At 48.7% G+C, this 26374-nt stretch carries 20 protein-coding genes, 3 pseudogenes and 3 riboswitches; of the genes and pseudogenes, 3 read left to right on the top strand and 20 right to left on the bottom strand.

Translation table 11 applies throughout. The annotated features are described in order from the left end of the window. Positions 1 to 91 precede the first annotated feature (91 nt). The 7 genes from XI25_RS20150 to gcvH form a co-directional block, all read right to left on the bottom strand. Positions 92 to 586, bottom strand: a complete 495-nt coding sequence (locus XI25_RS20150) for a DUF4358 domain-containing protein (RefSeq protein ID WP_235440006.1) — start codon at positions 584 to 586, stop codon at positions 92 to 94. 16 nt (positions 587 to 602) lie between these two features. Further along, the gene (locus XI25_RS20145; protein ID WP_046679928.1) at positions 603 to 1751 is read right to left on the bottom strand and encodes a DHHW family protein; all 1149 of its coding nucleotides are present in this window, start codon (positions 1749 to 1751) and stop codon (positions 603 to 605) included. Between the two features lie 12 nt (positions 1752 to 1763). After that, positions 1764 to 3170: an MBOAT family O-acyltransferase gene (locus XI25_RS20140; RefSeq protein WP_046679927.1), complete on the bottom strand. Its 1407-nt coding sequence runs from the start codon at positions 3168 to 3170 to the stop codon at positions 1764 to 1766. Positions 3171 to 3209: 39 nt separating this feature from the next. Then, positions 3210 to 3860 (bottom strand): GDSL-type esterase/lipase family protein, encoded by a 651-nt coding sequence (locus XI25_RS20135; RefSeq protein WP_046679926.1) that lies wholly within the window; start codon positions 3858 to 3860, stop codon positions 3210 to 3212. A gap of 136 nt (positions 3861 to 3996) precedes the next feature. Continuing rightward, entirely contained in the window at positions 3997 to 5808 is a 1812-nt protein-coding gene (locus XI25_RS20130) for a sensor histidine kinase (RefSeq protein WP_046680004.1), read from the bottom strand. Next, complete coding sequence (locus XI25_RS20125) at positions 5805 to 6482, bottom strand: response regulator transcription factor (protein WP_046679925.1); 678 nt, start codon at positions 6480 to 6482, stop codon at positions 5805 to 5807. Before XI25_RS20125 ends, XI25_RS20130 begins: the two co-directional genes overlap by 4 nt. A 300-nt stretch (positions 6483 to 6782) precedes the next feature. Continuing rightward, entirely contained in the window at positions 6783 to 7172 is a 390-nt protein-coding gene (gene gcvH, locus XI25_RS20120) for a glycine cleavage system protein GcvH (protein WP_046679924.1), read from the bottom strand. A gap of 265 nt (positions 7173 to 7437) precedes the next feature. Further along, a riboswitch (glycine riboswitch) is annotated at positions 7438 to 7556 on the bottom strand. Positions 7557 to 7779: 223 nt separating this feature from the next. Next, positions 7780 to 7877, top strand: a riboswitch (glycine riboswitch). Positions 7878 to 7880: 3 nt separating this feature from the next. Beyond that, positions 7881 to 7990, top strand: a riboswitch (glycine riboswitch). Positions 7991 to 8090: 100 nt separating this feature from the next. Here gcvH and gcvT point away from each other — a divergent pair. The 3 genes and pseudogenes from gcvT to gcvPB all read left to right on the top strand — a co-directional run bounded on the left by gcvT (position 8091) and on the right by gcvPB (position 12002). Further along, positions 8091 to 9197, top strand: coding sequence for a glycine cleavage system aminomethyltransferase GcvT (gene gcvT / locus XI25_RS20115; RefSeq protein ID WP_046679923.1), 1107 nt, complete (start codon positions 8091 to 8093; stop codon positions 9195 to 9197). Further along, positions 9197 to 10545: pseudogene (gene gcvPA, locus XI25_RS20110) on the top strand (aminomethyl-transferring glycine dehydrogenase subunit GcvPA). The gene gcvT and the pseudogene gcvPA overlap by 1 nt, the downstream one beginning before the upstream one ends. Next, positions 10542 to 12002, top strand: a complete 1461-nt coding sequence (gene gcvPB / locus XI25_RS20105; RefSeq protein WP_046679922.1) for an aminomethyl-transferring glycine dehydrogenase subunit GcvPB — start codon at positions 10542 to 10544, stop codon at positions 12000 to 12002. The pseudogene gcvPA and the gene gcvPB overlap by 4 nt, the downstream one beginning before the upstream one ends. Before the next feature lie 331 nt (positions 12003 to 12333). Here the strand turns inward: gcvPB and XI25_RS20100 are convergent, their stop codons facing one another. The 13 genes and pseudogenes from XI25_RS20100 to XI25_RS20050 form a co-directional block, all read right to left on the bottom strand. Next, on the bottom strand, positions 12334 to 12969 hold the full coding sequence (locus tag XI25_RS20100) for a nitroreductase family protein (protein ID WP_046679921.1): 636 nt from the start codon (positions 12967 to 12969) through the stop codon (positions 12334 to 12336). A gap of 101 nt (positions 12970 to 13070) precedes the next feature. Beyond that, positions 13071 to 13523: an RrF2 family transcriptional regulator gene (locus tag XI25_RS20095; RefSeq protein WP_235440005.1), complete on the bottom strand. Its 453-nt coding sequence runs from the start codon at positions 13521 to 13523 to the stop codon at positions 13071 to 13073. A 152-nt stretch (positions 13524 to 13675) separates the two neighbouring features. Then, positions 13676 to 14461, bottom strand: a complete 786-nt coding sequence (locus tag XI25_RS20090; protein WP_046679920.1) for a hypothetical protein — start codon at positions 14459 to 14461, stop codon at positions 13676 to 13678. Further along, a complete protein-coding gene (locus XI25_RS33450) occupies positions 14461 to 14628 on the bottom strand; it encodes a hypothetical protein (protein WP_160308939.1) in 168 nt (55 codons plus the stop codon). Before XI25_RS33450 ends, XI25_RS20090 begins: the two co-directional genes overlap by 1 nt. A gap of 4 nt (positions 14629 to 14632) precedes the next feature. Beyond that, on the bottom strand, positions 14633 to 15166 hold the full coding sequence (locus XI25_RS20085) for an RNA polymerase sigma factor (RefSeq protein WP_046679919.1): 534 nt from the start codon (positions 15164 to 15166) through the stop codon (positions 14633 to 14635). A 250-nt stretch (positions 15167 to 15416) separates the two neighbouring features. Beyond that, positions 15417 to 16697 (bottom strand): annotated as a pseudogene (locus XI25_RS20080) (Gfo/Idh/MocA family protein). An 85-nt stretch (positions 16698 to 16782) separates the two neighbouring features. Continuing rightward, positions 16783 to 18450, bottom strand: coding sequence for a response regulator transcription factor (locus XI25_RS20075; protein WP_046679918.1), 1668 nt, complete (start codon positions 18448 to 18450; stop codon positions 16783 to 16785). Positions 18451 to 18463: 13 nt separating this feature from the next. Beyond that, positions 18464 to 18901, bottom strand: coding sequence for a sensor histidine kinase (locus XI25_RS36450; protein WP_327204833.1), 438 nt, complete (start codon positions 18899 to 18901; stop codon positions 18464 to 18466). Then, positions 18886 to 20193 (bottom strand): sensor histidine kinase, encoded by a 1308-nt coding sequence (locus XI25_RS20070; protein WP_327204832.1) that lies wholly within the window; start codon positions 20191 to 20193, stop codon positions 18886 to 18888. Before XI25_RS20070 ends, XI25_RS36450 begins: the two co-directional genes overlap by 16 nt. A gap of 39 nt (positions 20194 to 20232) precedes the next feature. Next, positions 20233 to 21111, bottom strand: a complete 879-nt coding sequence (locus XI25_RS20065) for a carbohydrate ABC transporter permease (RefSeq protein WP_046679917.1) — start codon at positions 21109 to 21111, stop codon at positions 20233 to 20235. A gap of 18 nt (positions 21112 to 21129) precedes the next feature. After that, on the bottom strand, positions 21130 to 22035 hold the full coding sequence (locus XI25_RS20060; RefSeq protein ID WP_235440004.1) for an ABC transporter permease: 906 nt from the start codon (positions 22033 to 22035) through the stop codon (positions 21130 to 21132). Positions 22036 to 22150: 115 nt separating this feature from the next. Further along, positions 22151 to 23824, bottom strand: coding sequence for an extracellular solute-binding protein (locus XI25_RS20055; protein ID WP_046679916.1), 1674 nt, complete (start codon positions 23822 to 23824; stop codon positions 22151 to 22153). Positions 23825 to 24118: 294 nt separating this feature from the next. After that, positions 24119 to 26184 (bottom strand): annotated as a pseudogene (locus tag XI25_RS20050) (copper amine oxidase N-terminal domain-containing protein). Between the last annotated feature and the right edge of the window lie 190 nt (positions 26185 to 26374).

Below are 26374 nucleotides of genomic sequence, written 5' to 3'. Positions count from 1 at the left end.
TATCTACTCCCATTACTCTTAATTTATGTTTGAACTCATCAAACATAAATAGTATAGCACCTTTCTCTTTTTTAGTCACTTAAAAATATTTCTATAATGCATCATTGAATGCCTGTTCGATGAAATCTGCATCTTTGGAAACCGCAAACAGTATGAATCGTCCTTTTATCGCCAATACATGGTTTTCAATCAGGAAATATTCGTCCGGGCGGTAATCTTTGAATTTAACGGTTTGCTCCTCGATTCTTTTTAAGATTTTTTCTTTGACGCCGGCAACCTGTTCCGTTTCCTTCACTTTTAAAACAAGGAGTTCATCCGCCTTTACATTCGACGAGGCCGTATAGAGGATAAAATCCTCGACGGTTTCCGATTCGACGGAATACAGCTTCTGAAGCTTGCTTTTGTCCCGTTTTTTCATCTCGTCTAAAGAAACGGCCTTCTCAATCTGTTGGCCGACCTCTTCGGCGGATGCTTTTGACGGCTCTGCACGGTTGTCGGCACAGCCGACGATTACGCTTAAGCAGAGAATGATAAGCATGGTGGACATGAAATACAGACTTTTCATTTTCCGTTGTATCCGTAACAATTCATTTCTCATCCTTTCATTTTGCGAAGGCTGCGATTTTGGGGAAAGATACATCCTCGAAAAACGTGTGCAGATTGTAGAGTACCAACACGTCTTGTATCTTGTGCGCATTCGCAAGCTTTCTTAGATCGCCTTCATAATATCTGGGATCAACCACGTAAATTTCACTGAAATGCGAAGTCAGGAAAGGAATCAGGCTGTTGGCATAGGAGTCTTTAATCACGAGCAGCTTCCTGCCATCCCTTATACCGGTTTTAATGGCAACCAACGAATGGTTTCCTCCCATAAACAACGCATATTTATCCTTTCTCTGGAGATAGTCCCGTTCATAAAGCGAGTTCGTGGTATGGGACTTGTCGGAAAACTTCACCGCATACTTGTCCGGGAACTTAGGCAGGTATAATTCCATGCTGTCCGGCTTTACATGCCTGAACCCGCTCTTGGAATATAAGGTACCGTAAAACGAGTCCGTTACTCTAGTAATCGTAAACCGACTTTCTTCCTTGGGGGAAAAACCCATGTTCCTGCTTAGTTCCTGATAGGCGTAGAACGCTCCCTTAGTCGTCCAGTGGTGGTCGGTTCTATAGAAAAGGGGCTCGCTTCGTTTGGCATGCAATACGGGATAGACGTCAACATATCGAATGTCTTTGTTCAGTCGTTGTCTTACATGTTCCCTCTCTTCCAACTCCAAGTTTCCGGACACGTGGTCCGGAAGTTTGTCCGAAAGCACGCTTAGAGCCGTAGGCACCAGCATCACGTAAGTATTGATACCGGGTACAGCCTCAGCCAATCGGTTCAGGGCTTCAGCCTTATCCCCCGGCTCGCGAAATGGGGGCGGAGAAAACTTTTGCAGTAAATACCCGTCCCTGCCCAGGTAGACCCCGTTGCTCTCCTTCTTCCCCATCATCCGGTCCGCAGCGGATTTGATTCCAATCCAGACGTCTCGCTGCATAAATTGGTCGGAGATGTACTTTTCATAATTCGCGGTAAATTTACCGGATAGCAGATGACGAATCGCGAAAGAAGGAAGCAACTCCAATTTTCGATTTTCGGATTCCGAGAACATTTTTGATGGAGTTGACAAATTTACAATAAAAATCAGATAAATGAACGTCAGCATCATGACAGCCGTTCCGCGGGAAGTTTTTTTCTCATGTCTTTTCACAAAATCTCCCCCTTAAAAGCGGAAATATAAGAAAGGATTATAGGTTTCATTGACCAGATAGGCTGTCGAAACGAAAAGGAGCAACCCGCAAATCATCGGCATGACAACGGTATGCATCTTGGCGAATCTTCCTCTTATATACGTTAGAGCTCTTTGAGGAAGCGGGGTTGCGAATACGGCACATGCCGCCAGTAACCAAACGTTGGTCGAAAGATAATACAGAGCCGTGGTATCCATGACACCAGCCGTATTTATGCCAAACAGATTCTGAATGAAGGATAAGGCCGTTGACAGATTTTCGAATTCAAAGATGGCCCAGCCGATCATCACAATTCCCAAGGTGTATACATGACCGATAAAAGCAGGACGACGATTCAGCCAGTTTAGCAGGTGCAGTTTTTCCAAAGAAACAAAAACACCAAAATACAATCCCCACAAGATGAAATTCCAGCTGGCCCCATGCCACAACCCGGTTAGAAACCAAACGACGGCTATATTCCGAAGTTGAATCCCTAACCCTTTCCGGTTTCCCCCCAAAGGGATATAGACATATTCCCGAAACCAGGAACCCAGGGAAATGTGCCACCTGCGCCAAAATTCAGTTATGCTCCTCGATATATAGGGATAATTAAAATTCTTCATAAAATCAAAGCCAAACATTTTTCCGAGGCCCCGGGCCATGTCCGAATATCCGCTAAAATCGAAGTAAATCTGAAATGTAAAAGCGGTGATGCCCAGCCAGGCAGACAGAACGGTCAGTTCAGATGGAGGGGTAGCCTTTATGCCGGCCCACAGCAAGCCGATGTTATTGGCAAGCAGAACCTTTTTAGCCAAACCTCTAATGAACAACTCGGCTCCTTCGCCAAAGCGGTCAAGCGTTACCTTCCTGCTCTTCAACTGCCCGGCTATATCTTCGTATTTTACGATCGGGCCTGCGACAAGCTGCGGAAACATCGCAATATATGCCCCGAAATCTATCGGGTTTTTCTGAACCGGCACTCTGTTCCTATAAACGTCCACCATGTATGACATCGTTTGAAAGGTATAAAAGGAAATCCCTATCGGTAGCGGAAGTTCGTTCATGCCGATATGGAAGCCAAACCATTGATTGATGTTATCCACGATAAAATTGGCGTATTTAAAGAACCCCAAAATGCCCAGATTAACCAGAATCGATCCCAAAAACACGATTCGGGCAATGGCCTTCCGGCATCGGTACCGATCGATGAGAAGCCCGTTGATATAGTCGAACAACGTTGAAAAAATCATGATTCCTACATAGACAGGTTCTCCCCATGCATAAAAAAACAAACTGGCAATGAACAGAACAGCATTCCTGCATCCCTTGGGCGAAACAAAATAAAGGAGCAGAACGAGAGGCAAAAACAGGTATAAAAAAATTAGACTGCTGAAAACCAACGCTATTCTCCTCCTGAGCAGTCGATGCCGCCTTCGTGTTTATTGGACCCGGTCTTTCAAAAAATCCAGCAGCAATCCATAAAATTCGGGTTTGAAATGAATGCCGTCCGTATCGTACAAATCCGGCTTTTCCTGTACAAGCGGCGATAAATCAGCAAATTGGAGTCCTTCCTGTTCCGCAAGCTTTTTCAAACCCTCGTTGTAGCCAGCGATATTTTTGTAACGCGGTTCCTCTTCCTCCGCTTTCTTCGTAACCGGCGTTACCGATAAAATCGTAATCCGGGCTTGCGGAATTTTATCCTTGATCGCTTGGATCAACTTCTTGTAATGCTTTAAAGAATATTCCCGGGGGTTCTCTGTCGGCCATAAGATGTCGTCCGAGCCCAGCATAATAAAAATATGTTTCGGATTCCTTGCCGCCAAAACATCGACATCTTCAGCTAAAGAAAATTCAGCTGTTTTGCCGGCACCGGCTTTAACATTCTTTTCATCCAGAAAATCATGATACGATAAACCTTCCGTGATCGAATCCCCTAAGAAAACCGTGGATTGAAATATGGTTTTGTACGACGGAACTGGCTTGGCAAGAGGTACGACGGCTTGGTCTTTCTCCGAAATTTCGGTGCCGCAAGCGGAAATCATGAAAATAAGGATTCCTGTGAGCATAAAAGCTATGATTTTTCGAGTCATCTTGTACTTCCTTTCAAAATTGGTTTTGACAAAAGTCTAATTTATTGCGATGCAGATGGTGTAAAGATGAAATCAACGTCGTCTAAAGAAATGCGCAAAACAAAAAAAGCGAGGAACAGTAAGTTCCGCACTTTTTTCAGTCTTGAGCCTGCTTATTCAAATAGAAATAGAACATGACGCCTTCGTCCGTATTGATGACGCCATAAGGAACATGGTGCATCTCCAATATTTTCTTGCAGATGGCCAGTCCGAGGCCGGTACCTCCCGTAGCCCGGTGTCGGGAAGGCTCGGCACGATAAAACCGGTCCCATATCTTTTCTAAATGCTCCGGATGGATGGCAGCTCCTTTATTCTCCACGTTTATTTTCACCCTGGCGGATTCTTCAATGGTCGTTATGGTGATTGACCCTTCGGCAGGGCTATACCGGATCGCGTTGGTAATGAAATTAACCAGAACTTGTTCTATGCGGCGTTCATTGGCCACTACTTGAACGGGATGAAGCCGAAGATTGATTTGCAACTGCTTTTCAGCCACTTCCAAAGTTAAAACCTCGCACACCTGCTCAATCAGGGCATCGATGCAAAATGAATCCATGTTCAGATTGTAGGTGCCGGATTCAAACTTCGCCAGTTCCAGCATATCCACAATCAGCAAATCCATCTTTTTCACTTCATTGATCATCGCATCGAAATAGTAATCTTTCTTTTGGCTGGCCACGCCGTCCTTCAAAATCGAAAGACAGCCCTGAATTACGCTTAACGGAGTTTTTAATTCATGGGACACCCCGGAAATAAACTCTTTCCTTGTTCGTTCCAGCTGTTTTTCTTTCGCAATATCCTGTTCAAGGCGTTCGATATGGGAATGAAGCTTATCGGATAGTTCGTTTATGTTCCGGGATAAGTCTCCGATCTCGTCAACGGATTTAATGGGGACCTTCTCCGAAAAGTCCAATTCGGCAATTTTTTGGGTCGTACGGTTAATCCGGAGAAGCGGCTGCGCTATGCGTTTGGAATAATAAAAAGAGACGAGGAGAATCAGCAGCAGCGCGAAAATGAGAAGATAGACATAGTACTCTTGTATCATCAGGATCGCTTCATCTACAGGCTGCAAGGAAGTCATGGCAAAGATGTATGTCAGCCCGCCCTTCGGATCGCGAATGGGCTTGATAAAAACTTTGTAAGGTATTCCGTTTTTCTCGACATTCAAAATTTTAAGGGCCTTCACGGTTTTCCCGTATCGGGGATTCAGCAATAAATCCGCTTGGAATTCCTTGATCTGCTCCATGAATACATGGTTCGTGTACACGAACGGTACGGGGTCCTCTTTCCCCAAGAGCTTGGATTTCGTAATCGTTCCATACAGGTAAATCGACGGAAATTCCGAATGCTCCGCCGAGGGGGGCTTGGACGACGGAATGATTTCGTGCGCTTTTTTAGCGATTTGGCTGTTCTCAAAAGCGAAGTCTCCGTTTGGCAGGCCAAGTCGATAAGGGATGATGGCCGTACCGAACTTGAGACCTTGAATTAAGATCGGCTCCCCCGATTGCAGAAACGGGTTCCCTTGCTTCACTTCTTCGATATTCGTAAGTCCATAAAGTGGTACGGAAATCGTCTTCCGTGAAAAAGCCGCGTCATTGGACGGCAGTATTTTTACTTGCAACTCAAAGTCGCTTGCAAACCGCAGACTGCCCATTTTATCAAGCGTAGTAATCCATGTGTTATGCTTCCTGAAAAAGTCATGTTCCAGTTTGGAGACAGACTGCATGCCGTCCCTATGCTTCGCATACTCATTTTCAAACGCGACAAGATTCCGTTGAATGTCGGATGCTTTTTTATTAACGTAAAATTGTTTGAAGAAGACCGTCTGGCCGACAAAAAGGACGGCTAAAATCGAGAGGCACAAAGCGGTGGTAAGCAGAAACAATTTAAATACGATGCTTTTCTTCATGGCAAACACTCGAATTTATAGCCTGACCTGACGACCGTGACGATGCAGGAAGATTTGTTTCCCAGTTTTGCGCGCAAATTGCGGATATGGCTGTTTACGGTACGGTCGTCACCGGCGAAATCGTAACCCCAGATTTTTGTGATTAATTGTTCCCTCGTTATGATGTTCCCTTTATTGACCATCAGATATTTCAAAATCTCGAATTCCGTGTGCGTTAAATTACAGGCTTCCCCATCAACCTTGACCGTTCGCGAGGGCAAATTCAATGTAATTCCATGATAGGACAGCGTGTCGTTTTCCTGCTCGGCAACCTGGCGACTCTCCAGAAGACGTCTGGCTCGAGCCAACAATATGGGGGGGCTGTACGGCTTGGTCACGTAATCGTCGGCTCCCAGTTCAAAACCCAGCAGCGTATCGTCTTCATCCATCCGGGCCGTCAACATGATAATCGGAACGCCGGAACCCTTCCGGATGCGTTGGCACACGGACCACCCGTCCAATTCGGGCAGCATGATATCCAGAATGATCAGGTTCACGTCGTGATCCTGAAACAAGTCCAGCGCCCTTTTCCCATCGCCCGCTTCCAATACGGCATATCCTTCATTCACAAAATAGTCCTTCATAATTTCTCTCAGAATAGGTTCATCTTCTACAATAAGAATCGTTTTAGGCATCATGCAAACTCCTGTAATCGAAGAATCGATGGTTTATCCATCCGTTCATATCAGAATAACGGAAATACATGCAGATAAGATGCAGATGGAGTCGAGTTTCTTTAAAAATGTTCTCCTTCTCCTTTATATCATAACTTTACGGTAAGCTGGACCCTCTGTCGAACTCTGCGCTGTTCTGATAGAAAGAGCAGAACCAAAACATAATAGACCCAGCACCTGAACCGGCACTGGGTCTTCAATTAACAATTTGTTATTCACCTATAGGAATCCTCGCAAAAGGACAGGATCCGGGAATATTTCCTAATCAACCTTGGCGCGATAAGCTTCTGCAGTAAGCAGCTTGCCCAAAGCTTCCTCCACGTCGCCCTCCACTTCGACTTCGGCAATCCAGCCGCCCTCGTAAGGTTCGCTGTTCACCAGCTCCGGCTGCGCTTCCAGATCCGCGTTGACTTTCGTAATGACTCCGGAAACCGGGCAGTAGAGCTCCGAGACCGTTTTGACGGATTCGATCGACCCCATGCTGTCGCCGGCGGATACGCTTGATCCAACCTCCGGCATCTCGACAAATACGATGTCGCCGAGCTGGCACTGCGCGTGATCCGTAATGCCGATCCGAACAACGTTTCCTTCCACTTTCAATGCCCATTCATGGTCTTCGCTGTACACCAACTGCTCTCTGATTTCGCTCATTTGGATACCTCTTTTCTTTGGTATAAGATCATGCAATCAAACACTCAAGTGGAAACGGCTTGACCGTCCTCATGATGGACGATAGCGTTTCCGCGAGAAATATAAGAAAGTATTCTGAAAGCGTATACTTTCTTATATTCAAAAAGGACAGGAAAAGACTCTCGCCTCTTCTCTGTCCTCGGTACCTGAGAGTTTACGGATGCCATCCCAAGCTGATGGCGGCAATCCTTTTCCCCTTTGGCGGCTTTCGCTCTCTCCAGAGTTGCGTCAGACAGCGGTTCTTTTACCTGAGAGATTACCCGTTAAGCCGGCAGGCGTAACGAATTGCTCCTTCGGTGCCGAGGACCCGTTTAGGTCCTGTCGGTCTCTCCCGTCCGTCATCATTCGCGTATGTAATTATAAGTTGGTGATTTCCCCCAAAGAATAAAGCACAGACGAATACATGTCAATATACCCTGCCGTTTTTTTGGAGAAGAACTTATGGTTGACACGTTGCTGCTCGTGGCGGGTATAATAATAATCACAACAAGCAGAAACGGCTCCGTCGTTCTTTGGAAGGATATGGCGTTTCTGCGGTACGTAGGCATGACCACAGCTGAATAAGCGGATGAAGATATGGGGAGAGATTACCGTAACGCTGGTAACGCCGAAGGAGTAAGCCGTAAATCCGGTGAATCTCTCAGGCAAAAGGACTTATATCGGACGCACCTCTGGAGAGAATCCTTGATTTTCGGGATCACCAAAGGGGAAACTCACACGTGCTTCACATCTTGCTTGGATAAATGTGTTGAGGTAACTCTCAGGTACAAGGGACAGAGCAAAAGGGTAAATACGGCAAAGCTTTTTTTGCGCGTTCATTTACTCTTTTGCCTGTCCTTTTTTTGCAATCAACCAATTTCTTGCTAAAGAGGTGTTGAAATGAGTTCCTTGCAACGTACGCCGCTCTACCCGCTCTATTCGGATTTTCCTTCCGTCCGGTGCATCGATTTTGGAGGCTGGGAGCTGCCTGTGCAGTTTCATGGCATCGTGCGCGAGCATGAAGCCGTACGCCGGCAAGCCGGCCTGTTCGATGTGTCCCATATGGGAGAGTTCATGGTAATCGGTCCAAACGCGGAAGCTTTTTTGCAGAAAATGACGACCAATGACGTGTCAAAATTGTCGACGGGCCAGGCCCAATATACCCTGATGTGTTATGAAGACGGCGGGACCGTCGACGACTTGCTGATCTACAAGCTTTCGGATCACCGGTTCATGCTCGTTGTAAACGCTTCAAACATAGACAAGGACTATAAATGGTTGACGGACCACCTCCTTTCGGACGTCGATGTCATTAATGTGTCGGCTGAAACCGCTCTCATCGCATTGCAGGGCCCTGGGTCCGCTGCCATTATGTCCAAGGTTTCGTCAACGCCGCTGGAGGGGCTGGCCTCCTTTCATTTTATTGAAAATGCAGACGTATGCGGCGCGACTGCCATCCTCTCCCGTACCGGTTACACCGGCGAGGACGGTTTTGAAATCTACTGCAGCACGGATGACGCAGCGGCCATATGGAAAGGCCTGCTTGCAGCCGGCGAATCGGAAGGCCTGATTCCGGCGGGATTGGGCGCCCGTGATACGCTGCGTTTTGAAGCGAAATTGCCGCTGTACGGGCAGGAGCTATCCGAGACCATTTCGCCGCTTGAGGCGGGACTCGGCTTTTTCGTGAAGCTGGATAAAGGCGCGTTTGTCGGAAGAGAAACGCTGGCCCGGCAGAAGAGCGAAGGCGTACCTCGCAAGCTTGTCGGCGTCGAACTCATCGACCGGGGAATTCCCCGGTCCCACTATCCCGTGTACGCCGGGGATTCCCGGATCGGGGAAATAACAAGCGGAACGCAGTCTCCCACATCGAAGCGAAATCTCGGGCTTGCGCTGATCGACAGTTCGTACGCGTCCATCGATACGGAGCTTACGGTCGAAATCCGCGGCAAACGATTGAAAGCGAAGGTCGTAAAAACGCCATTTTACAAAAAAGGAGACGCTAAATGATGAAGCATCGTTATTTGCCAATGACCGAGCAGGATCAATCCGAAATGCTTAAGGCGGTCGGCGCCGAATCGATTGACGACCTGTTTGAAGACATCCCCTCCTCCATTCGTTACACCGGCGACCTTCCCATGTCGAAGCGCCTCGGCGAGCCTGAGCTTCTAAGGCATATGCGGGAACTTTCCGACCGCAATGCCGATTTTGACCGCTATCCCAGCTTTCTCGGTGCGGGCCTGTATGATCATCATATCCCGGTTGTCATAAACCACGTGATTTCCCGATCCGAGTTTTACACCGCCTATACGCCTTACCAGGCGGAGATTAGTCAGGGCGAGCTGCAGGCGATCTTCGAGTTCCAATCCTATATCTGCGAACTGACCGGGATGAAAGTAGCCAATGCCAGCATGTACGACGGATCTACGGCACTGGCCGAAGCCGCTGCCCTTGCGTCCGGGGCAACCAAACGCAAACGGATTGTCGTTTCCCGGACGGTCCATCCGGAGGCGAGGGAAATTATCCGCACCTCCGCCCACGGACTTGGCCTGGAAGTGATCGAGGTTGGATTTAGTAACGGCGTGACCGATACGGAAGCCTGGCTTCCGCCATTACGGACGATACGGCCGCCGTCCTGATCCAATCCCCCAATTTCTTCGGCTGCATTGAGGACGTAAGGACCATCGAACCTCTCGTTCATGCCCGGAAAGCGCTGCTAGTCCTCAGCACGAATCCGCTCTCTCTCGGCCTGCTTGAGTCGCCGGGAGAGCTGGGGGCCGATATCGTGGTCGGCGATGCGCAGCCGCTTGGCATTCCGGCTTCGCTTGGCGGTCCGACCTGCGGTTTCTTTGCGGTATCGGAGCCGCTGATGCGCCGGATTCCGGGCCGTATTGTCGGCCAGACCGTCGACAAGGACGGTAAACGCGGCTTCGTTCTTACCCTGCAGGCACGGGAACAGCATATCCGCCGCGAAAAAGCGACGTCCAACATTTGTTCCAACCAGGCGCTTTTGGCGCTCTGCGCATCCGTTTATATGTCCACCCTCGGCAAGATGGGAATGCAGGAGGTGGCCCTGCTCAATGTCCGCAAATCGCATTACGCCTCCGAGCGCGTTTCCGGCGGAGCATTGAAGCTTGAATTCTCCTCCCCGTTCTTCAATGAATTTGTGGTTAAATTGCCGGACGGAGCGGACGTGAAGGAAGTAAACTCAAAGCTGCTCAAAGCCGGATACATCGGAGGCTATGATCTCGGAAGAACCTATCCGGAGCTTCAGGGACGCATGCTCATCGCCGTAACCGAACGGCGGACCAAAGAAGAAATCGACCGATTTATCGGAGAGCTGGAGGGAATCGCATGAAACCGGAAAAAGCGCTCATCTTCGAACTAAGCAAGCCCGGCCGCGTGGCCTACTCACTGCCTGAATGCGACGTCCCGGAAACGGATGTGTCGGCTTGGATTCCAGGCCGCATGCGGCGAAGCAAGCCCGCGGAGCTGCCGGAAGTATATGAGCTCGACGTCATTCGCCATTACACGGAATTGTCCCGCCGCAACTTCGGCATCGATAACGGCTTTTATCCGCTCGGTTCCTGCACCATGAAATACAATCCGAAAATCAACGAGGATGTCGCCCGCTTCCCGGGCTTTGCCAAAATTCACCCGTATCAACCGGAGGAAAGCATCCAAGGAGCACTGGAGCTTCTATTCACGCTGCAAAACGACCTTGCTGCCCTGACCGGCATGGATCAGGTGACGCTGCAGCCCGCAGCGGGCGCGCATGGCGAATGGACCGGACTCATGCTGATCCGCGCTTACCACGAGTGCCGCGGCGAGCAAAGAACCAAAGTGATCGTACCCGATTCCTCGCACGGAACGAATCCGGCCAGCGCTACCGTCGCAGGCTACGATACCATTACCATTCCATCGAACGAACGCGGTTTGGTGGACCTGGACGCGCTTCGGGCCGTGGTCGGGGAGGATACCGCCGCTCTGATGCTGACCAATCCGAGCACGTTGGGGCTGTTTGAAGAGCAAATCGTCGAAATTGCCGAGATTGTTCACGAAGCAGGCGGCCTTCTCTATTACGACGGAGCAAACTCCAATGCGATTATGGGGATTGCCCGGCCGGGGGACATGGGATTTGATGTGGTCCATCTCAATCTCCACAAGACGATGAGCACCCCGCACGGCGGCGGCGGACCGGGAGCGGGCCCCGTTGGCGTAAAGAGCAAGCTCATCCCGTTTTTGCCGAAGCCGATCGTTTCAAAGCGTTCGGACGGTACTTTTTACTGGGACGACGACCGTCCGCAGTCCATTGGGCGGGTAAAAGCGTTCTATGGAAATTTCGGCATTCTGGTTCGGGCATACGCCTATATCCGCACTTATGGTCCGGATGGTCTGCGCCGGGTTTCGGAGCTTGCCGTCTTGAATGCCAACTATATGATGCACAGGCTCGCACCTTATTACGAGGTTGCTTATCCGGGAATTTGCAAACACGAATTCGTTTTGTCCGGCAAAAAGCTGAAGCAGTACGGCGTCCGAACATTGGACGTTGCCAAACGCCTGCTTGATTTCGGCTATCATCCGCCAACCATCTATTTTCCGCTTAACGTCGAGGAGTGCATCATGATCGAGCCGACCGAGACGGAAAGCAAAGAAACGCTTGACGGGTTTATCGACGCGATGATTCAGATCGCCAAGGAAGCGGAAACCAATCCGGAACTTGTGATTAACGCGCCGCATACGACCGCGGTAAAGCGGCTTGACGAGACGATGGCCGCTCGGAAACCGGTTTTAAACTGCACCTGCGGTTCATGAAGTCCACGATAGCGGGGCAGAAAACCCGCTATTTTCTAAGCAAGCATGATCTTAATATTCAACTCGGCATTACAGAGGACCTAACGGCCCGCTGGGCCGAAAAAATCAATAACCGGACTCGGCAAGGTGTCTCCTTGTCGAGTCCGGTTATTTTAAGAGATAAGAGAGTAATAAACTTCAGAGGTTCACCATCCTGATCTCGCAAGAAAAACTTCCGCTATATGCGGTCTGTCTTCTGTGAAAGTACGTCGATTGACGTTTTTCTTACATTACACAAGGGACGTTTTTAGTTCCGTAGACCTTTGGAACCGCGCCCATACTGCACGTAATATCAGATTTTATTCCAGGATACAACATCCTCCAGCGGAAGCCTTACGGTTGGACGCGCCTCGGAAGCTGCTTTGCCGATAGCGATTAACATGACGCTCCGGTAATGCGACGGAATCTTGAATTCTTCCATGAACTTCGCTTTGTTATATCCCCCCATAGGCACGGTGTCATATCCTCTTGCCCGCGCGATCAGCATCAGCTGCATGGAGATAAGACCGGCATCCACATCGATAATGCTTTCCTTTACGGAATCGTTCATATTTGCATATATATTTTCCGCAGTGTGAATAAAGCGCTGCTTGACTTCTTCCGTCATATATCCCGCTTCTTGAGACAGATTATAGATTTTCTCGCCTTTCTCATACCATTTCGTATCCCCTAATACGGCAATCACCGCCGAAGCCTGAAGAACTTGTTCCTGGTTGTTCGCAATGGGATACAGCTTCTCCTTCAATTCCTGCTCGTCAATGACCAGGAAACGCCAAGGTTGAAGGTTGCTTGAGGATGGAGCCAGGGTGGCATCCGCCAGGATCTCCTTCATCTCTTCTCGTGAAATTTTCACCGTGGGATCGTACTGGCGAACGGAATGGCGCTCCTGTATGACACTATAAAAATCCGGTTTCGTTAACGTTGACATGGATAAACACGCTCCTTCATAAAATGTGTAAAATAATGCACAGTTAAAATCAAAAAAATACTGTGTTTATTTTTGCACAGTATATTGTATATGTCAATACGCTAATTCGTTCTTTCGACCATGTCGGCAATCGTGTACGCTTTAAGAACCTTGAGGGTACTTTCCTCGACCTCGGATAAAATATCCGAAATAACGTTTTTCATCCGGCCTCCATTGCAATTCTGCTTTGCCACGTCGAGCATGCTGTCCGTAATTGCCCGATGAATATGCAGCGCCGTGTAAATTTCGGCCAGCGTGATGGAGTCGGCGCTTTTGGCCAGGTAATATCCGCCGTCCCTGCCTTCGCGCGATTCAAGGATCTTTTCGTTGGACAAGGTTTTTAGTATTCTTCTTAAGGCGGTCGGATCGGAGTCCAGGTAAGCCGCAATGTCGGCGCTCGGGCATTTTCCGGAATTTTTTTCGAGAGCAACGAGTGCTTGGATTGCCAGGCTAAATGTTTTATAGGTAGATGGGCAGGCCATTCCCGGTTTCTTGGAAGAAGAATCTTTACTCACAGAACATGTACCTCCCCTTTTTGTAATGATTCTAATATTGTAACCCAGACCCCGTCACTCTTTCAAGCTGAAACCGAAAGGCCGGAGACAAGCGAACAGGCGGGAAAAACATAATTCTGACCGATGATAAGGGAATCATCCTTATTGCCATTCTACTTATCCATTCGAACGAGTTTGTCCTCCCCCTTTGCGTATCGGAACACCTCAGTGCTCTTATCGCTGCTAAGCTGGAAGCTTTTTTCGTCGTGCAAATAACGAACGGTTTCCCCCGGTTTGGCTTCAAGAGCAGAATTTACATCCGCCCACGCGATATCGTCCCCTCTTTTTTTTATGACAAAGATCTTGTTGTGGAATTTAACGCCGGTTACCGCGATGATCTCCTTTACGCCATCGCCGTCCAAATCGGCTTCATAACCTTCCGAGTTCAACAAATATTTTGCTTTGACCCCATTCATGCCGACGGATAGAAAATAGGTGCATACGATATTCGGACCGCATTGGCCGGTTAATCGGTATAGGTCTTCGCCGAAGGCACCGCTCTTCTCCCATTTCACGTTTTTCATGGAGCCGTAACCCAGTTCAAAGAGCTCTCCAGGCTTCGAAATCCCCTTTAACTGGACGCCCTGATAGATGGTCGCCTCTTTTTCATCGAGCTTGGTATACGCAACGTAATTGCCTGCCCCATTCAGATTCATCGTTTCTATAGGTTGTATCGATGATTTGTTCACTTTGGAAAACAAATAATTTTCTTGATCGTCCCATAATTCGATATTGGTGTTCGTTATAAGGACAGGCTCATTGGTGAACGTTAGCTGTTTTGGTTTCCCGGAAGCCGAGGTTGCCTCATTAGCTTTCAGGGTTGGGGTATCCGCAGCGTTTTGAGAGACAGCGGATTGGAAGTTCCCGCTAAACAGGTTTATGCATACCACCAGCACCATTAGCTTACGCCGGCAGCCATGGCAAGCTTTTGGGTCCTACGACGCTTTCTCACGATATTATCATTCGTTTGAATTTGCTGAATGACGTTCTGTTTCATCTCCGATGTAAAGCTTCCCCTAAAATTTCCTTTGGCCTCCGCATACCAGTCCGGTTTGGCATGGTTCATTCTTTCATTCCTCCCTCTTCTCCAATTCTCTCTCCACGGCTTTACGCGCCCGGAATAACCTGGACTTTACGGTTCCCTCGCTCAGCCCCAACAGTATGGAAATGTCCTTGATCGTTAAATCATGCTCCAGATCAAGGACGAGCACTTCTCGAAGCTTGATGGACAGATTCATTACAATTTCCCATATTTCGGCTGCAGATTGATATTGCAAAAATACGGTTTCCGCGGAAGGGACGGTGTCCCGCAAAGCTACCCTCTCCAACAACAAAATCCTGCGGACATAACTCGACTTCAGCTCGTTGAGAGCCAGGTTTCTCGTAATGGCAAACAGCCACGTTTTAAAAGAGGACTGGCCTCGAAACGTATGAATTTTATAATATGCCTTGATAAAGGCTTCCTGGGCAATGTCCTTCGCCAGCTCGCGGTTCTTGGTAATCGCATAGGCATAGCTCCACACATCATCGCCATATAAAGACATGAGATCGCACAGCTCCGCGGATTCAACCGCGATGACATGATTCAGGTAACCCGTGTCCATTTTTTCACCTCCAACCTATTAGACAGCGCTTTTTGGGTAGAAGTTCCATGCAAACAAAAGAAATCGCCCCTATAGTCTAATGGAAGATCGAGCAACCATTAAAAGGAGCGATTTTCTTTACGCATTCCACATGCCCTGGACCAGCTCTGCCGGACGGTAGATTGGGTTGTCACAGGGGTGACAGAATTGAGTTGAGTTATAAAGATTCAGAGCTCTGGCATACTCCAAACTCATAGAAAAAAATATGAAGCTATGACTTGCTCTTCACCGCAACCCGGTTGACCATATCCCCCAGTTTAACGGGCATACCGCCATGAAGACGAGATTCTTCCGACGCGAAGGCAATCAAATGGCTCTGCAAAGATGCCGTCGCCGAAGTCAGCGCTGCTCTGCCTTGCTCCTTGTGCTCACGCACATGGTGGAGGAATTCAGCCATCATCCGGTCATCCCCGCCTCCATGGCCGTCTCCGGAAACCCCGCAATGAAATTCCACCCGTTCACTGGTGGCAAATCGGTGCAGCGTATATACTCCTTCCTCCATATCTCCGTAAATCTCGCCCTTTGTCCCCATGATGCGCACTTTCCGTACCTCCTTCTCGGTGAATGAAGACAACGTGAAGGTCGCATTGGCACCCCCTTCGAACTCCATGTTGACGATCTGGTGATCAACCACGTTGTTGTCGCAGCGGTAGACGCAGCGTCCAAACGGACCTTCCTTCACCGCCGCCATAATCCCTTCCGGAGATAGATCATGCGTAATATAACGCGCCCATGCGTGATCCGGCGCTTCGATATACAGCTTGAGGGCGGAGAATGGACATTCCCTCTCTACGCTGCAGCCGTCCGTGCATCTTTCGGCTGAGCCCGCGGGGGCATTCTCTTCCCGGAAATGCAGCAGCGAGCCTTAGGAACTGACGCTTGTACATGGCTGATCCATCAGCCATGAGATAATATCCAGATCATGGCATGACTTGGCCAGAATCATGGGGCTCGTCTCTTCCGAATTTCTCCAATTGCCCCGTACATAGCTGTGAGTCATGTGGCGGTAGCCTACATATTCCGAGTGCTGAATGGTTGCGATTGTGCCGACCTCTCCCGCTTCGATGCAGCGTTTGATGCCGGACCAGAACGGAGAATACCGCAGGACATGACTAACCGTCAGCACACGTTGATGAACGCGTGCTGCCTGTTCAATTCGAATGCATTCTTCTGCCAATGGTGACATGGGCTTTTCAAGCAAAATATGATAACCCAATTCAAGAGCCCTCATCGCCGGCTCAAAATGCATCCGATCGAGCGTGCTGATAATCATGACATCGGCGATGCGCCCGTTTTCAAAGGCCTGCTCCCACGAGTCATATACGTGTTCGGAAGGTATATCATGGATTGCCGCGATGCGCTTCCGGCGTTCATCATTGGGCTCCGCCACCGCAACGATCTTTAATTGCTCAGGATACTTCTCCGCATATGGACCGTAAATATATCGTCCTCTGCTGCCGGCTCCAAGCAATACAGCTGTTATTGTCTTCATATAAGTTCCTCCTCATGATGGTGATTGTGTTACCCTGATTGCTAATTCCCCTGGCCAAGAACCAGTAAGAGACTATTCCAAACATTCATAAATGGTCCTTGCCTTCCCTTGTTTGGCTCTGCATCCGGTATTCTTGCGGTGTCGTCTGATTCTGCTTCTTGAAGAAACGAATAAACGCCATAGCCGAATTGTACCCGAGCGCCGCCGCAATCTCATTGACCTTCATCGTGCTGTTCAGCAGCCATTCCTTCGCTTTCAGGTTCCGATATTCGTTGATATAGTCGGACAGGCCGATTCCGGTTAACTGTTTATACAGCCGGGAGAAGTAGGAAGGATTGAGCCCGACATGATCGGCTATGGCGATCAGCGATATATCATGAGCCAAATGATCTTCTATGTACCGGTGCACCCTCTTGACAAGATCACCAGGTACCTGCTCTCCCAGTGCAGCCTGCCTCGAGAAAAAACAGTCGGCCATATTCCAGAAATACTGCTTCACGTCCGGCCAGGAAACCGTTTCATCCTTATGGTACAGCAGCGCTGCATCCAGCCGCTCATATACATCCTGACGGAACAGCTCATTCTGATCCATGTAAGACAGGAAAATAGCCGCCATGGAATGATAGAGCTCCATCTTGCGTCCATAGGCATGCGAGTCGAAGGTCCATGCTGCCGTGAGTTGAAGGTACAGCTTGTTAAACTCTTCCCTCCGGTTATTTTCCATGCATTGCAGAAGCAGCTGCAGCCGGGTATGAAAGCAATAATCGTTTTTCTCTTCCTCGGACTCCTGCAATTTGAGCAGATCCGAATCTGTTACAATGACCGAAGGCAATAATCCCTGCCCGTATACAAAGCAATATTTCAAAATATGAAAACGCTCCGAGAGCGCGGACCAATCCGTCGGCTCACTGCCGAGGGCGAAGGATACCGATACATTCAGCAGCCGTCGGCTCGTCATTTGGATGTTCTCCAGCATAACGCTGATATGGGAGTGCCCTGTCTCCCATTCAACCAAGTCTCCTTGGCCTGTATCCCGTGGCTGCAGCAGCCATACCAAGCGGGAATGGTCATATGCGCAGGAAAAGCATTGCATGTACGACGATGCGTATTCCTCCGTTATATTTTGCACTCCATAAAGTAACAGCGCTTTGTCAAGCGGCGTAAAGGATTCCTTCCATGTGTCCACCCGGCCGAGCAGCAGCAGGATCGGACGTTCCGCGCAAAGCGAAATACCTAATTCCTTTAGATGGCGCCCAAGCTGCACGGGCCCCTCCTGCTTACCCTGAAGCAGCTCCCATATGTATTCCTTTTGCAGCATCGGGAGCGCCTGGCGCATTCGTTCATTGGCGAGCTCCAGCATCCGGAGCTGATCGACTTCTTCATCCAGCTTCGCCATCGCACGTTCGACCGAGCTTATGATTTTATCGTCGCTCTCTACCTTCAATATATAATCGAAGCCGCCGTAAGCCATTGCGCTCCGGATATAGTGGAAATCGTTATAACCCGTAAGGAATATCACTTTGCAAGCAGGCCATTCCGTCTGAATGATCTGAAGCAGCTCGATCCCTTCCAATCCGGGCATTTTGATATCCGAAATAACAATATCGACCCTTTGAGAACGCATCACCTGAAGAGCTTCTTCCCCGGAATACGCTTTCAATACTTCCAATTTCAAATGTTCCGTGCCCTGAAACAAATCCAGCAAACCGTCAACAATGATAGGCAAATCATCAACAATTAAAAGCCGACGCATAGCCGATTCCTCCCTATTTCACGCCAAGATGTATTTGCACTTTAAGTCCGCCAAGCGAAGATCTCGACACTTCAAGCCCATAGTCCGTACCGTAGTGAAGCTGAATCCGGCGATGAACATTGATAAGCCCGGTCGTCTCTTCAATGCGGTCGGTCGAATGCTTTAACAGGGTACGCAATTGCTCCAGTTTGTCATCGTCAAAATTGTTGCCGTTATCCTCCACGCTGATCGTAATCCCGTCTTCCTTGAGTTCGCTGTGCACAAGGAGTTCACCCTGTCCCGCCATGCCTCCGATTCCATGCTTGTAAGCATTCTCGATGATCGGCTGCAGCACGAGTCTCGGAACCCGCAGCGGCGGCGTTTTCACATCGAAGGAGACCCGGATTCGGTCACCGTAGCAGATCGTCTGCATATCGATGTAAGTTCGCGAATGCTTTACCTCCAGCTCCAACGGATGGTGTCCTCATCGTCCCGGGTTATGAATTGAAAATATTCTCCGATGTACAGGCAGAATTGATAGGCCTTTTCCTTATTGTCCGATTTGATGAGCCGGCACAGCACAAAGAAACAGTTGTACAGAAAATGCGGATTAATCTGCGATTGCAGCCGTTTCAGCTCAGAGCGCTGATTGCGGATCTGCTGTTCATAATTTTGTTCAATTAACGTTTTCAAAGATAGTACGGTATCATTGAAGGCCTGATACAAATATCCGAACTCGTCGCGTCTGCGATCGATTGTGACCGGTATCAATTCCAGCTTCTGCACACGCTTAAAACCATTAATCAGTCTCATCAAAGGTCGATACATCAGCTTCACCAGCGAATATGAAAAAAACGTTCCCAAGGCAACCGCTAGAGCGCAAGCCCACAAAAACCATTGCCTGTAGGTATGAATCGGTCCAAGAACCGCTGATTCGGGTATGCAGGTTACGGAATAGGAGTTCCATACTTCCGAATATTTAAATACGGTAAGATAACGCTCGCTTCCAAAATGGACCATCTCATACCCTTGTTTTATGCCGGATTGCTGCTTCTCCTTGATAAAGTTGTTGAGGGCATCCGTCATTTCCGATTTCTCATTGCTTCGAATGGCCCAGCCCCCATCCATATTCAGCAGCATGCTCTCTCCGCTGAGAGACTCCGTAATCTGTTCCAGCGCCTCCTTGATTTTGCCCGTAGACAACTCGACGCCTACTACGTACAACGGTTCCTTAAACGTATTCGCAGGGTAAGACATGGTGAGGAACAAGCGGTCATTCCAATGAATGAACGGCTCATCGTAATAAGGACCGTTCAGCTGTATGGCATCGTATTCCTCTTTGTCGATCCCTGTCTCATACTTCACGCTGAGAAGCGTTCGATTGATTTTGGGTACATAGGCTTTCGCTTCGCGAATGAACGGGCTGGAGTTCTTCATCAGTTCAAGTCTCTTTTGAATGAGCAGGATGCTTTGCGCTCGTTCGTAGAACGTCATGTCCGTCCCAATGGCAGCCAGCTCCATCAAATCATCGTCCATCACATAGTTGGGCAAATACTGCACGATGCGCTCGACTTCCTTATCCAGTGAATTTAAATAGAAGCTGGCCGTATTCAAGGTCGAGCGCGAAATTTCATTCTGAATGCTATCAGCCCCCCGCTCATTGATGAACCACGTAATCATCATGAGGGGGAGCAGCACGATCATAAACACAGCCATCATCTTCATAAAAATCGAGGGGTCTTTCAGCCGAAATAACAGTTTCATCTAAGGTTCCTCCAACATTCTGAGATGTTTAGTGAACTATTATTCTTTGACACTCCCCATGACAATTCCTTTAATGAAGAAGCGCTGCAGGAAAGGATAAATGATTAAAATCGGAAACGCAGCGACGAATATTTGAGCCGCTTTGCTCGTCCGGTCGGACAGCTTCTGCATCAGCTCAATATCCTGAGCCTTCAGGAAACGCAAATCCATCTTAATAATGATCGATTGCAAGAAAGTCTGAAGCGGGTATCGCTCTGGATGATTCATGAGCAGCATGCCGTCAAACCAGCTGTTCCAATGCCATACGATCGTAAAAAGCCCTGTCGTGGCCAGCGCTGCCACGGACAGTGGAGCGTATATTTTCCACAAAGTCGTGAAGTGACCGGCACCGTCGATCTTTGATGATTCCTCCAGCTCTTTGGGCAGGTTTCGATAAAAGTTAAGCAGCAGGATGATGTTGAACACCTGTACGGCGCTCGGAAGCACCATGGCCCAGATGGTATCGACAAGACCGACCGCCTTCACGGTCATATACCACGGAATCAAGCCGCCGTTGAACAAGATCGTGAACACGAATAACCATACATAAATCGTGCGCATGCGGAATTGCGAAGTATCCTTCGCCAACGGATAGGCTGTCAGTATAGTCAAAAACATGCTGATCGACGTGCCTAACACGACCCGCTGAATCGTAATCCAAAAGGCTCGCAGGTATTCCGGCTTACCGAATACGTTCTGATACGCCGCCGTCGTGAATTCCACCGGCCAGAGCGTAACTTTGCCTGCCGACGCCGCTGCGCCCGAGCTGAACGAAACGGCCAATATATGAATGATCGGCATGAGGCATAACAACGAAATGAAGGCGAGAAATACAGCGTTACAGACTAGAAACACGCGTCGGCCTAACGACTTTTTCATAATTGTGAGCCCTCCTTGCTAGAATATGCGATAATTGGCGAAGCGATAGGCCATGACATACGAAACGGATATCATAATGAACGAAACTACGGATTTCAGCAATCCAACGGCTGTTGCGAACCCGTATTGAGATTCGACGACACCCATTCGATACACGAACGTGTCGATAATATCTCCGCTTTCATAGACCTGAGGACTGTACAAGTTGAAAATCTGGTCAAAGCCCGCGTTCAGCACGTTCCCGATACTGAGCGTAAGCATCAAGACGATGATCGGCAGCATTCCCGGCAAGGTGATGTTCAGCGTCTGTTTCCAGCGCCCCGCTCCGTCAATTTCAGCCGCTTCGTACAGCGCCGGATTGATGCCTGTAAGCGCAGCCAAATAGATGATCGTACCGAAGCCGAATTCCTTCCATACGTCCGTAATGACCATGACGTAAGGGAACCAGTTGTTATCCCCAAGGAAAAATATCGGTTTCACGCCGAACAAGCCAAGCAATTGATTTAAAGCTCCTGTTGAAGGAGACAGCACGTCGATGATAATGCCGCTTAACAGTACCCACGACAGGAAGTGAGGCAAATAGACAAGCGTCTGAAACGTGCGCTTTACCCATTCTTTTCGAAGCTCATTTAACAGAATCGCTACCGTAATCGGAACGATCAGGCCAGCGGTAATTTTCATAACGGCAATGTATACGGTATTGAAAAAAATACGGCCGATGTCCGGGTAATCCAAAAGGAATTTAAAGTTTTTCAAACCCACGAACGGGGAACCCAGCAAGCCCTTTGTCGGAATATATTTTTGGAAAGCCATCAGAATGCCGACCATTGGAATGTAACTAAACACGATAATGAACACGAGTGCGGGAATGAGCATCACATGCAGCGGCCATTCGCGCTTCCACATTCGAGACAATCGATTCACAATGCATCACCTGCTTGATGTCAAATTGGAAAAAAAGGGGGGACGGATATGCGTCCGATCCCCCGTAATCGGTTAATTGCTGTCTAACCTCAACTGGCCCTTTTCTTCAAAAAGCTTATTTATTATTCGCATACCATTCGTTGACTTCTTTGGTCATGTCGTCTCCGCCGAGTTTCTTCCAATCGGCAACGTACTTATCGAATTCATCGATGGACACCTGGTTCATGATGATCTTCATGAATATCTCGTCGCGCTTGCGCTCCAAGAGTTCTTTTTTCTCAACCATGGTAGGGGTTGGCGCTCCATAAAATTTGTTCTGATGAAACAACTTGTGTTCTTTTAAATATGGAACGTGAGATACCGCTCCGTTCGGCCCGGAAATGAGCATTTCCCACCACATTGAAATGTCTTCGCCGTTCACGTATTTCATCGCGCGGCTATAACGTGTTTTTTGGTCTTTCGTTTTCAGCAAGCTTTCATCCTTTGTCTCGATCGCCTTTGGAAGCACGGAACCGTTATCGCTTGCCTGGTTGAACGCCATGACCGGGCTAAGCTGCCAATAGTTATTGCCTTTTTCTTTAAGGCCCTTACCGAATCCATAGACTTTTTGCTCTTCTGTCGGGTGATTATCAATGGCAATCCATTGGTTCAGCAGTTTAATCATAGCCTCTGGATGCTTTGCTTTCTTGGATACGACATTATACTTTTCCGTTCCCAACTCAATCTGCGTGGAAGCTTCCGTACCGTCAACCGAAGGAAGGCGATATACGCTCCACTCCTGTACAACCTTGCCGTCCTTCACTGCAGCTTGAGCCAAATGGGCGGGCGTCCATTCCGCGCCGTAAAGCACGCCGATTTGTCCGTTAAAGACTAACTCTGACGCTTTCATCATATCCTTGACGGCAAATTCCGGATCGATCAGCCCTTTCTTGAACATATCCTGCAAGGCGCGCAGGGCTTCTTTCATCTCTGGCTGAATGTCGCTGAACATCAGGCCGCCGTTGCCATCATCCATCCATTGATTCAGGTAAGCGTGATAGCCATTCATAAAACCAACAAGCCCTAGTGCGCCATCATTGAATTTCTTATTGATGGCCAGACCGTAGGCTTTGCCTGTTCCGCCAGGATCCTTCGCCGCAAACGTTTCCATGATTTTCATCAGGTCTTGCATCGTCTTCGGCTCAGGCAGATTCAGCTTCTTCATCCAATCGGAGCGCACCCATACGAATTGCGGCACAATCGGGTTGCCCGTCTCCGGGATGGCCATCAATTTTCCGTCAAACGTACCTGACTTCATCTGGAGGCCGCCGTCTCTCATCATGAACTCCTTCGTTTCATCTGTAGCATGCTTTTCGTAAACTTCCGTAAGGTCCTGAATCATGTCTGCTTCAATCAACTGCTGGACTTGAGTCGGAGTAGCCGGGAAGAAATCGGGCAAATCATCCGTGGCAATCGCCATCTTCAGCTTTTCTTGGAATTGGGGACCGTTCACGTTTCCGTCCACGACCCACTTATTGATGATCTTCACACCGGTGTCTTTCTCGTAGGCATCATACACGGCGTTCTTGTCGAAATTTTCTCCCTCGTCAAACTTTAAATACGGATCCTGCGCACGGACAGTGGAAATTTCCAATACTCCATCCGTTGAACCCGCCGGCTGTTCTGCCGTTTTTTCCGCCGGCTGCTCCGTTTCCGCCGGCTTGCTGCTGCAGGCCGATACTCCAAGACTTAAGACGAGCGTAAGAACCAATCCCATTTTGCGAAATTTTTGCACGTCTGACCCTCCCATTTCGTGATTGATATGATCATGTTTAGCTTTCTACCCCCATTATAGGTAACGGTGTCTTGCGCAGGCTATATACCTGTTTTTACTTCCGTATACACCTGTTGCTAGGCACAAAAAAACCGTGGCTCCCGAAAGAACAACACGGTGAAGGAGGCAATTCATGATGACTGTATTCCTGTTGACGTAAAAAAACGAAACGGTGACATCCTTGAAATTTTAAAAAGTTCCCCCGAAGCCTAACAAAGCCCGCATATCCATACGGGCTTTGTCATCGCTTAGAGGGACCTTCAAAATCGCTTAGTTAAGTTTATTAGGCATAGGCGTAAACAGCAGGTTGAAGGGAAGATTGCTTCCCGGAGCGGCCGTGAGCATAATTTCGACTTTTTGTTCGTAGTCGCCTGTACGGTACAGCACGGCTTGTTCATCCGGCGCTTTGACCTGACCGTTGGAATAGATAGGAACAATCTTTCCATTCACCGACGCGTAGCCGGAATATTTACCGCCGCGTGGATTGAAAGAGATTAGTGTATTGGGCGCTACACGCTCAAGCTGAATTTTATACAGAACCCCGAAGTTCCCTGCATTCGAAACGGTTTCGTTATACATCGGGTCCATGCCGTCCAAGTTCGGATCATCGGAGTTATCGCCGAGGGTAAGTTTCTGCGGCGTTCCTCCTACCTGATCGCTGTACTGGATCACGCGGGTCGAATTCGGGTATGTTCCCCGGTTGTGTATTCCGTCCCAATCCAGAAGCGGCAGCTCGTCCCACACCGTCAATGGATCGGAATTCTCGTCGATCATAATGACGTCGAATTGGATCGGATAGTCGCTGTGCATATCCGAAAACAGGGAAATAACGTCTCCCTGCTTCATTTTTACTTTGCTAAGCTCCGTCATAACCAGCTTGCTCTCGCCGGGCTGAAGGGTAGTGGTGGATTGTTTGGAACCGTCCAACATCGATTCGAAATAATAAAGAACCGACTTTTTACCGGCTGCCGTCGCAATGGGCGAAGGACCTGCAAAACCCAAATTGTCTGTTCTCAAGGTTGCCAGTGAAGCGTTCGTATTCGTTGCCACAACGTACATTTTCACGTTTTTGTTGAGATTGTTTACGTGGTGAATCATAAATCTCATGTTGCCTTCGGCCGTCTCACGGTACACGACGCCTTCGCTGTTGACCGTTTCCGGGCTGTTGCTGCGGATCAACGTGCTTGGTTCGTCGGTATAAGTATAGTTGATTTTGGCCCGGGAAGAGACCTCCGTCCCGTTAAACTCAAATTTTTCCCCTTCCGGTATAAACAATTTATTGAAGTCATCTTTCGAATACAGCGTATCATTCGTAATGTTGATGGTCGTTTCGTACGTCGAGCTAAGTCCTTTATTATCGGTTACGGTCAGCTTGATCGTTTGGGGACCCGGCGCGAAAAAGGCAAAGGCCTTGTTTTCCCACTGCACGGTTTTGATTCCCCCATCATCGGTGCTCTGGTCCGTATACGTGATGAATTCGCCCATTTTATATTCCGTCTTGTCTGTAGTGAACATGGCTACAGGAGGCAAATTGGGTTGAAGCACTTGAATGGTTTGCGTATACGGATCGCTCCAAGCGCCGCTTGCATCCTGCACGGAATAGCTGATTATGTATTCGCCCGGAGCGGCAAAAACCTCTTCCCTTCCTTCCCATTTCTCGTCAACGATCTCCAGGCCTTGAGAGGATGAAGCTTCCGTCTTGTAGGTAACCATGGTTTCGCCCGCATAAATGACCTTGGGTTCCACCGAGAATTTGGCCGTCGGTTTGATTACCAGGTTCATAATTACCCGTTTGCCGACGTTATCCGCTTCATATGGGATGTTCAATGCTTGCGTGATCGCCGTTAACGGAACCATGAAGGTGTTTTTCTCCTGGTAAGAAGTGCCTTTCATGCTTTGGTGACGCCGTTGACTTTATAATTGCTGCTGCCCGTTTTAAATCGAAGCTCCGTGCTCCCTTTTTGGATGACGGTCTCTTTCGTCTTCTTATCGTAAGTGACCTTGAGCCCTACACGGTCAACCAGTGTACGGATCGGCACGTAAGATACCCCTTTTTTCACTTGCATCGGCTGTGGAGCGTTGTAGGTTTTGCCCCCGTGTTCAATCTTTGTGCTGTTAAAGTAAAAAATAAGCTGATTAGGGCTTATGGAAGTGTTGGTTCCAGGAACTCCCTCAAGGGAATCGTCGGCGGGCATCGTAGCGTTGGGATCATAAACATCCTGTGTAACCGTCCCTGGCGGAAGTTCCGTGTTAATTGCCTCCGCTCCCGCCGGCATGGCCGTTGCAATCTGGGTTGCAGCTAGTACTGTGACAATCGATAGTTTCTTAAGTTTCATTACGTAACTCCTTCTGATTCTAGTTTTATTTTTCCAATATGGTCATAGTATTAAACGCGAATCTGTGAAAATAGTTTCTCTATTCATAAAATTATTAAGCAAGCGGCCCGATTTATGGGTATTCTTGGCGAAAATCGCAGAAAAAGGCCGCCAACCGCGATTCGGGAACAACAAAAAAAGCCCGTGCAAG

This window comes from Paenibacillus sp. DMB20, from assembly GCF_000987955.1.
Taxonomy (GTDB): domain Bacteria; phylum Bacillota; class Bacilli; order Paenibacillales; family Paenibacillaceae; genus Paenibacillus_AQ.
This window is presented reverse-complemented; position numbering and strand designations above follow the sequence as displayed.

Coding starts and splice junctions, on each gene's coding strand:
- XI25_RS20135 (WP_046679926.1), bottom strand. CDS start 3,860: ATGACTCGAAAAATCATAGCTTTTATGCTCACAGGAATCCTTATTTTC.
- XI25_RS20130 (WP_046680004.1), bottom strand. CDS start 5,808: ATGAAGAAAAGCATCGTATTTAAATTGTTTCTGCTTACCACCGCTTTG.
- XI25_RS20125 (WP_046679925.1), bottom strand. CDS start 6,482: ATGCCTAAAACGATTCTTATTGTAGAAGATGAACCTATTCTGAGAGAA.
- gcvH (WP_046679924.1), bottom strand. CDS start 7,172: ATGAGCGAAATCAGAGAGCAGTTGGTGTACAGCGAAGACCATGAATGG.
- gcvT (WP_046679923.1), top strand. CDS start 8,091: ATGAGTTCCTTGCAACGTACGCCGCTCTACCCGCTCTATTCGGATTTT.
- gcvPB (WP_046679922.1), top strand. CDS start 10,542: ATGAAACCGGAAAAAGCGCTCATCTTCGAACTAAGCAAGCCCGGCCGC.
- XI25_RS20100 (WP_046679921.1), bottom strand. CDS start 12,969: ATGTCAACGTTAACGAAACCGGATTTTTATAGTGTCATACAGGAGCGC.
- XI25_RS20090 (WP_046679920.1), bottom strand. CDS start 14,461: ATGGTGCTGGTGGTATGCATAAACCTGTTTAGCGGGAACTTCCAATCC.
- XI25_RS33450 (WP_160308939.1), bottom strand. CDS start 14,628: ATGAACCATGCCAAACCGGACTGGTATGCGGAGGCCAAAGGAAATTTT.
- XI25_RS20085 (WP_046679919.1), bottom strand. CDS start 15,166: ATGGACACGGGTTACCTGAATCATGTCATCGCGGTTGAATCCGCGGAG.
- XI25_RS20075 (WP_046679918.1), bottom strand. CDS start 18,450: ATGCGTCGGCTTTTAATTGTTGATGATTTGCCTATCATTGTTGACGGT.
- XI25_RS20070 (WP_327204832.1), bottom strand. CDS start 20,193: ATGAAACTGTTATTTCGGCTGAAAGACCCCTCGATTTTTATGAAGATG.
- XI25_RS20065 (WP_046679917.1), bottom strand. CDS start 21,111: ATGAAAAAGTCGTTAGGCCGACGCGTGTTTCTAGTCTGTAACGCTGTA.
- XI25_RS20055 (WP_046679916.1), bottom strand. CDS start 23,824: ATGGGAGGGTCAGACGTGCAAAAATTTCGCAAAATGGGATTGGTTCTT.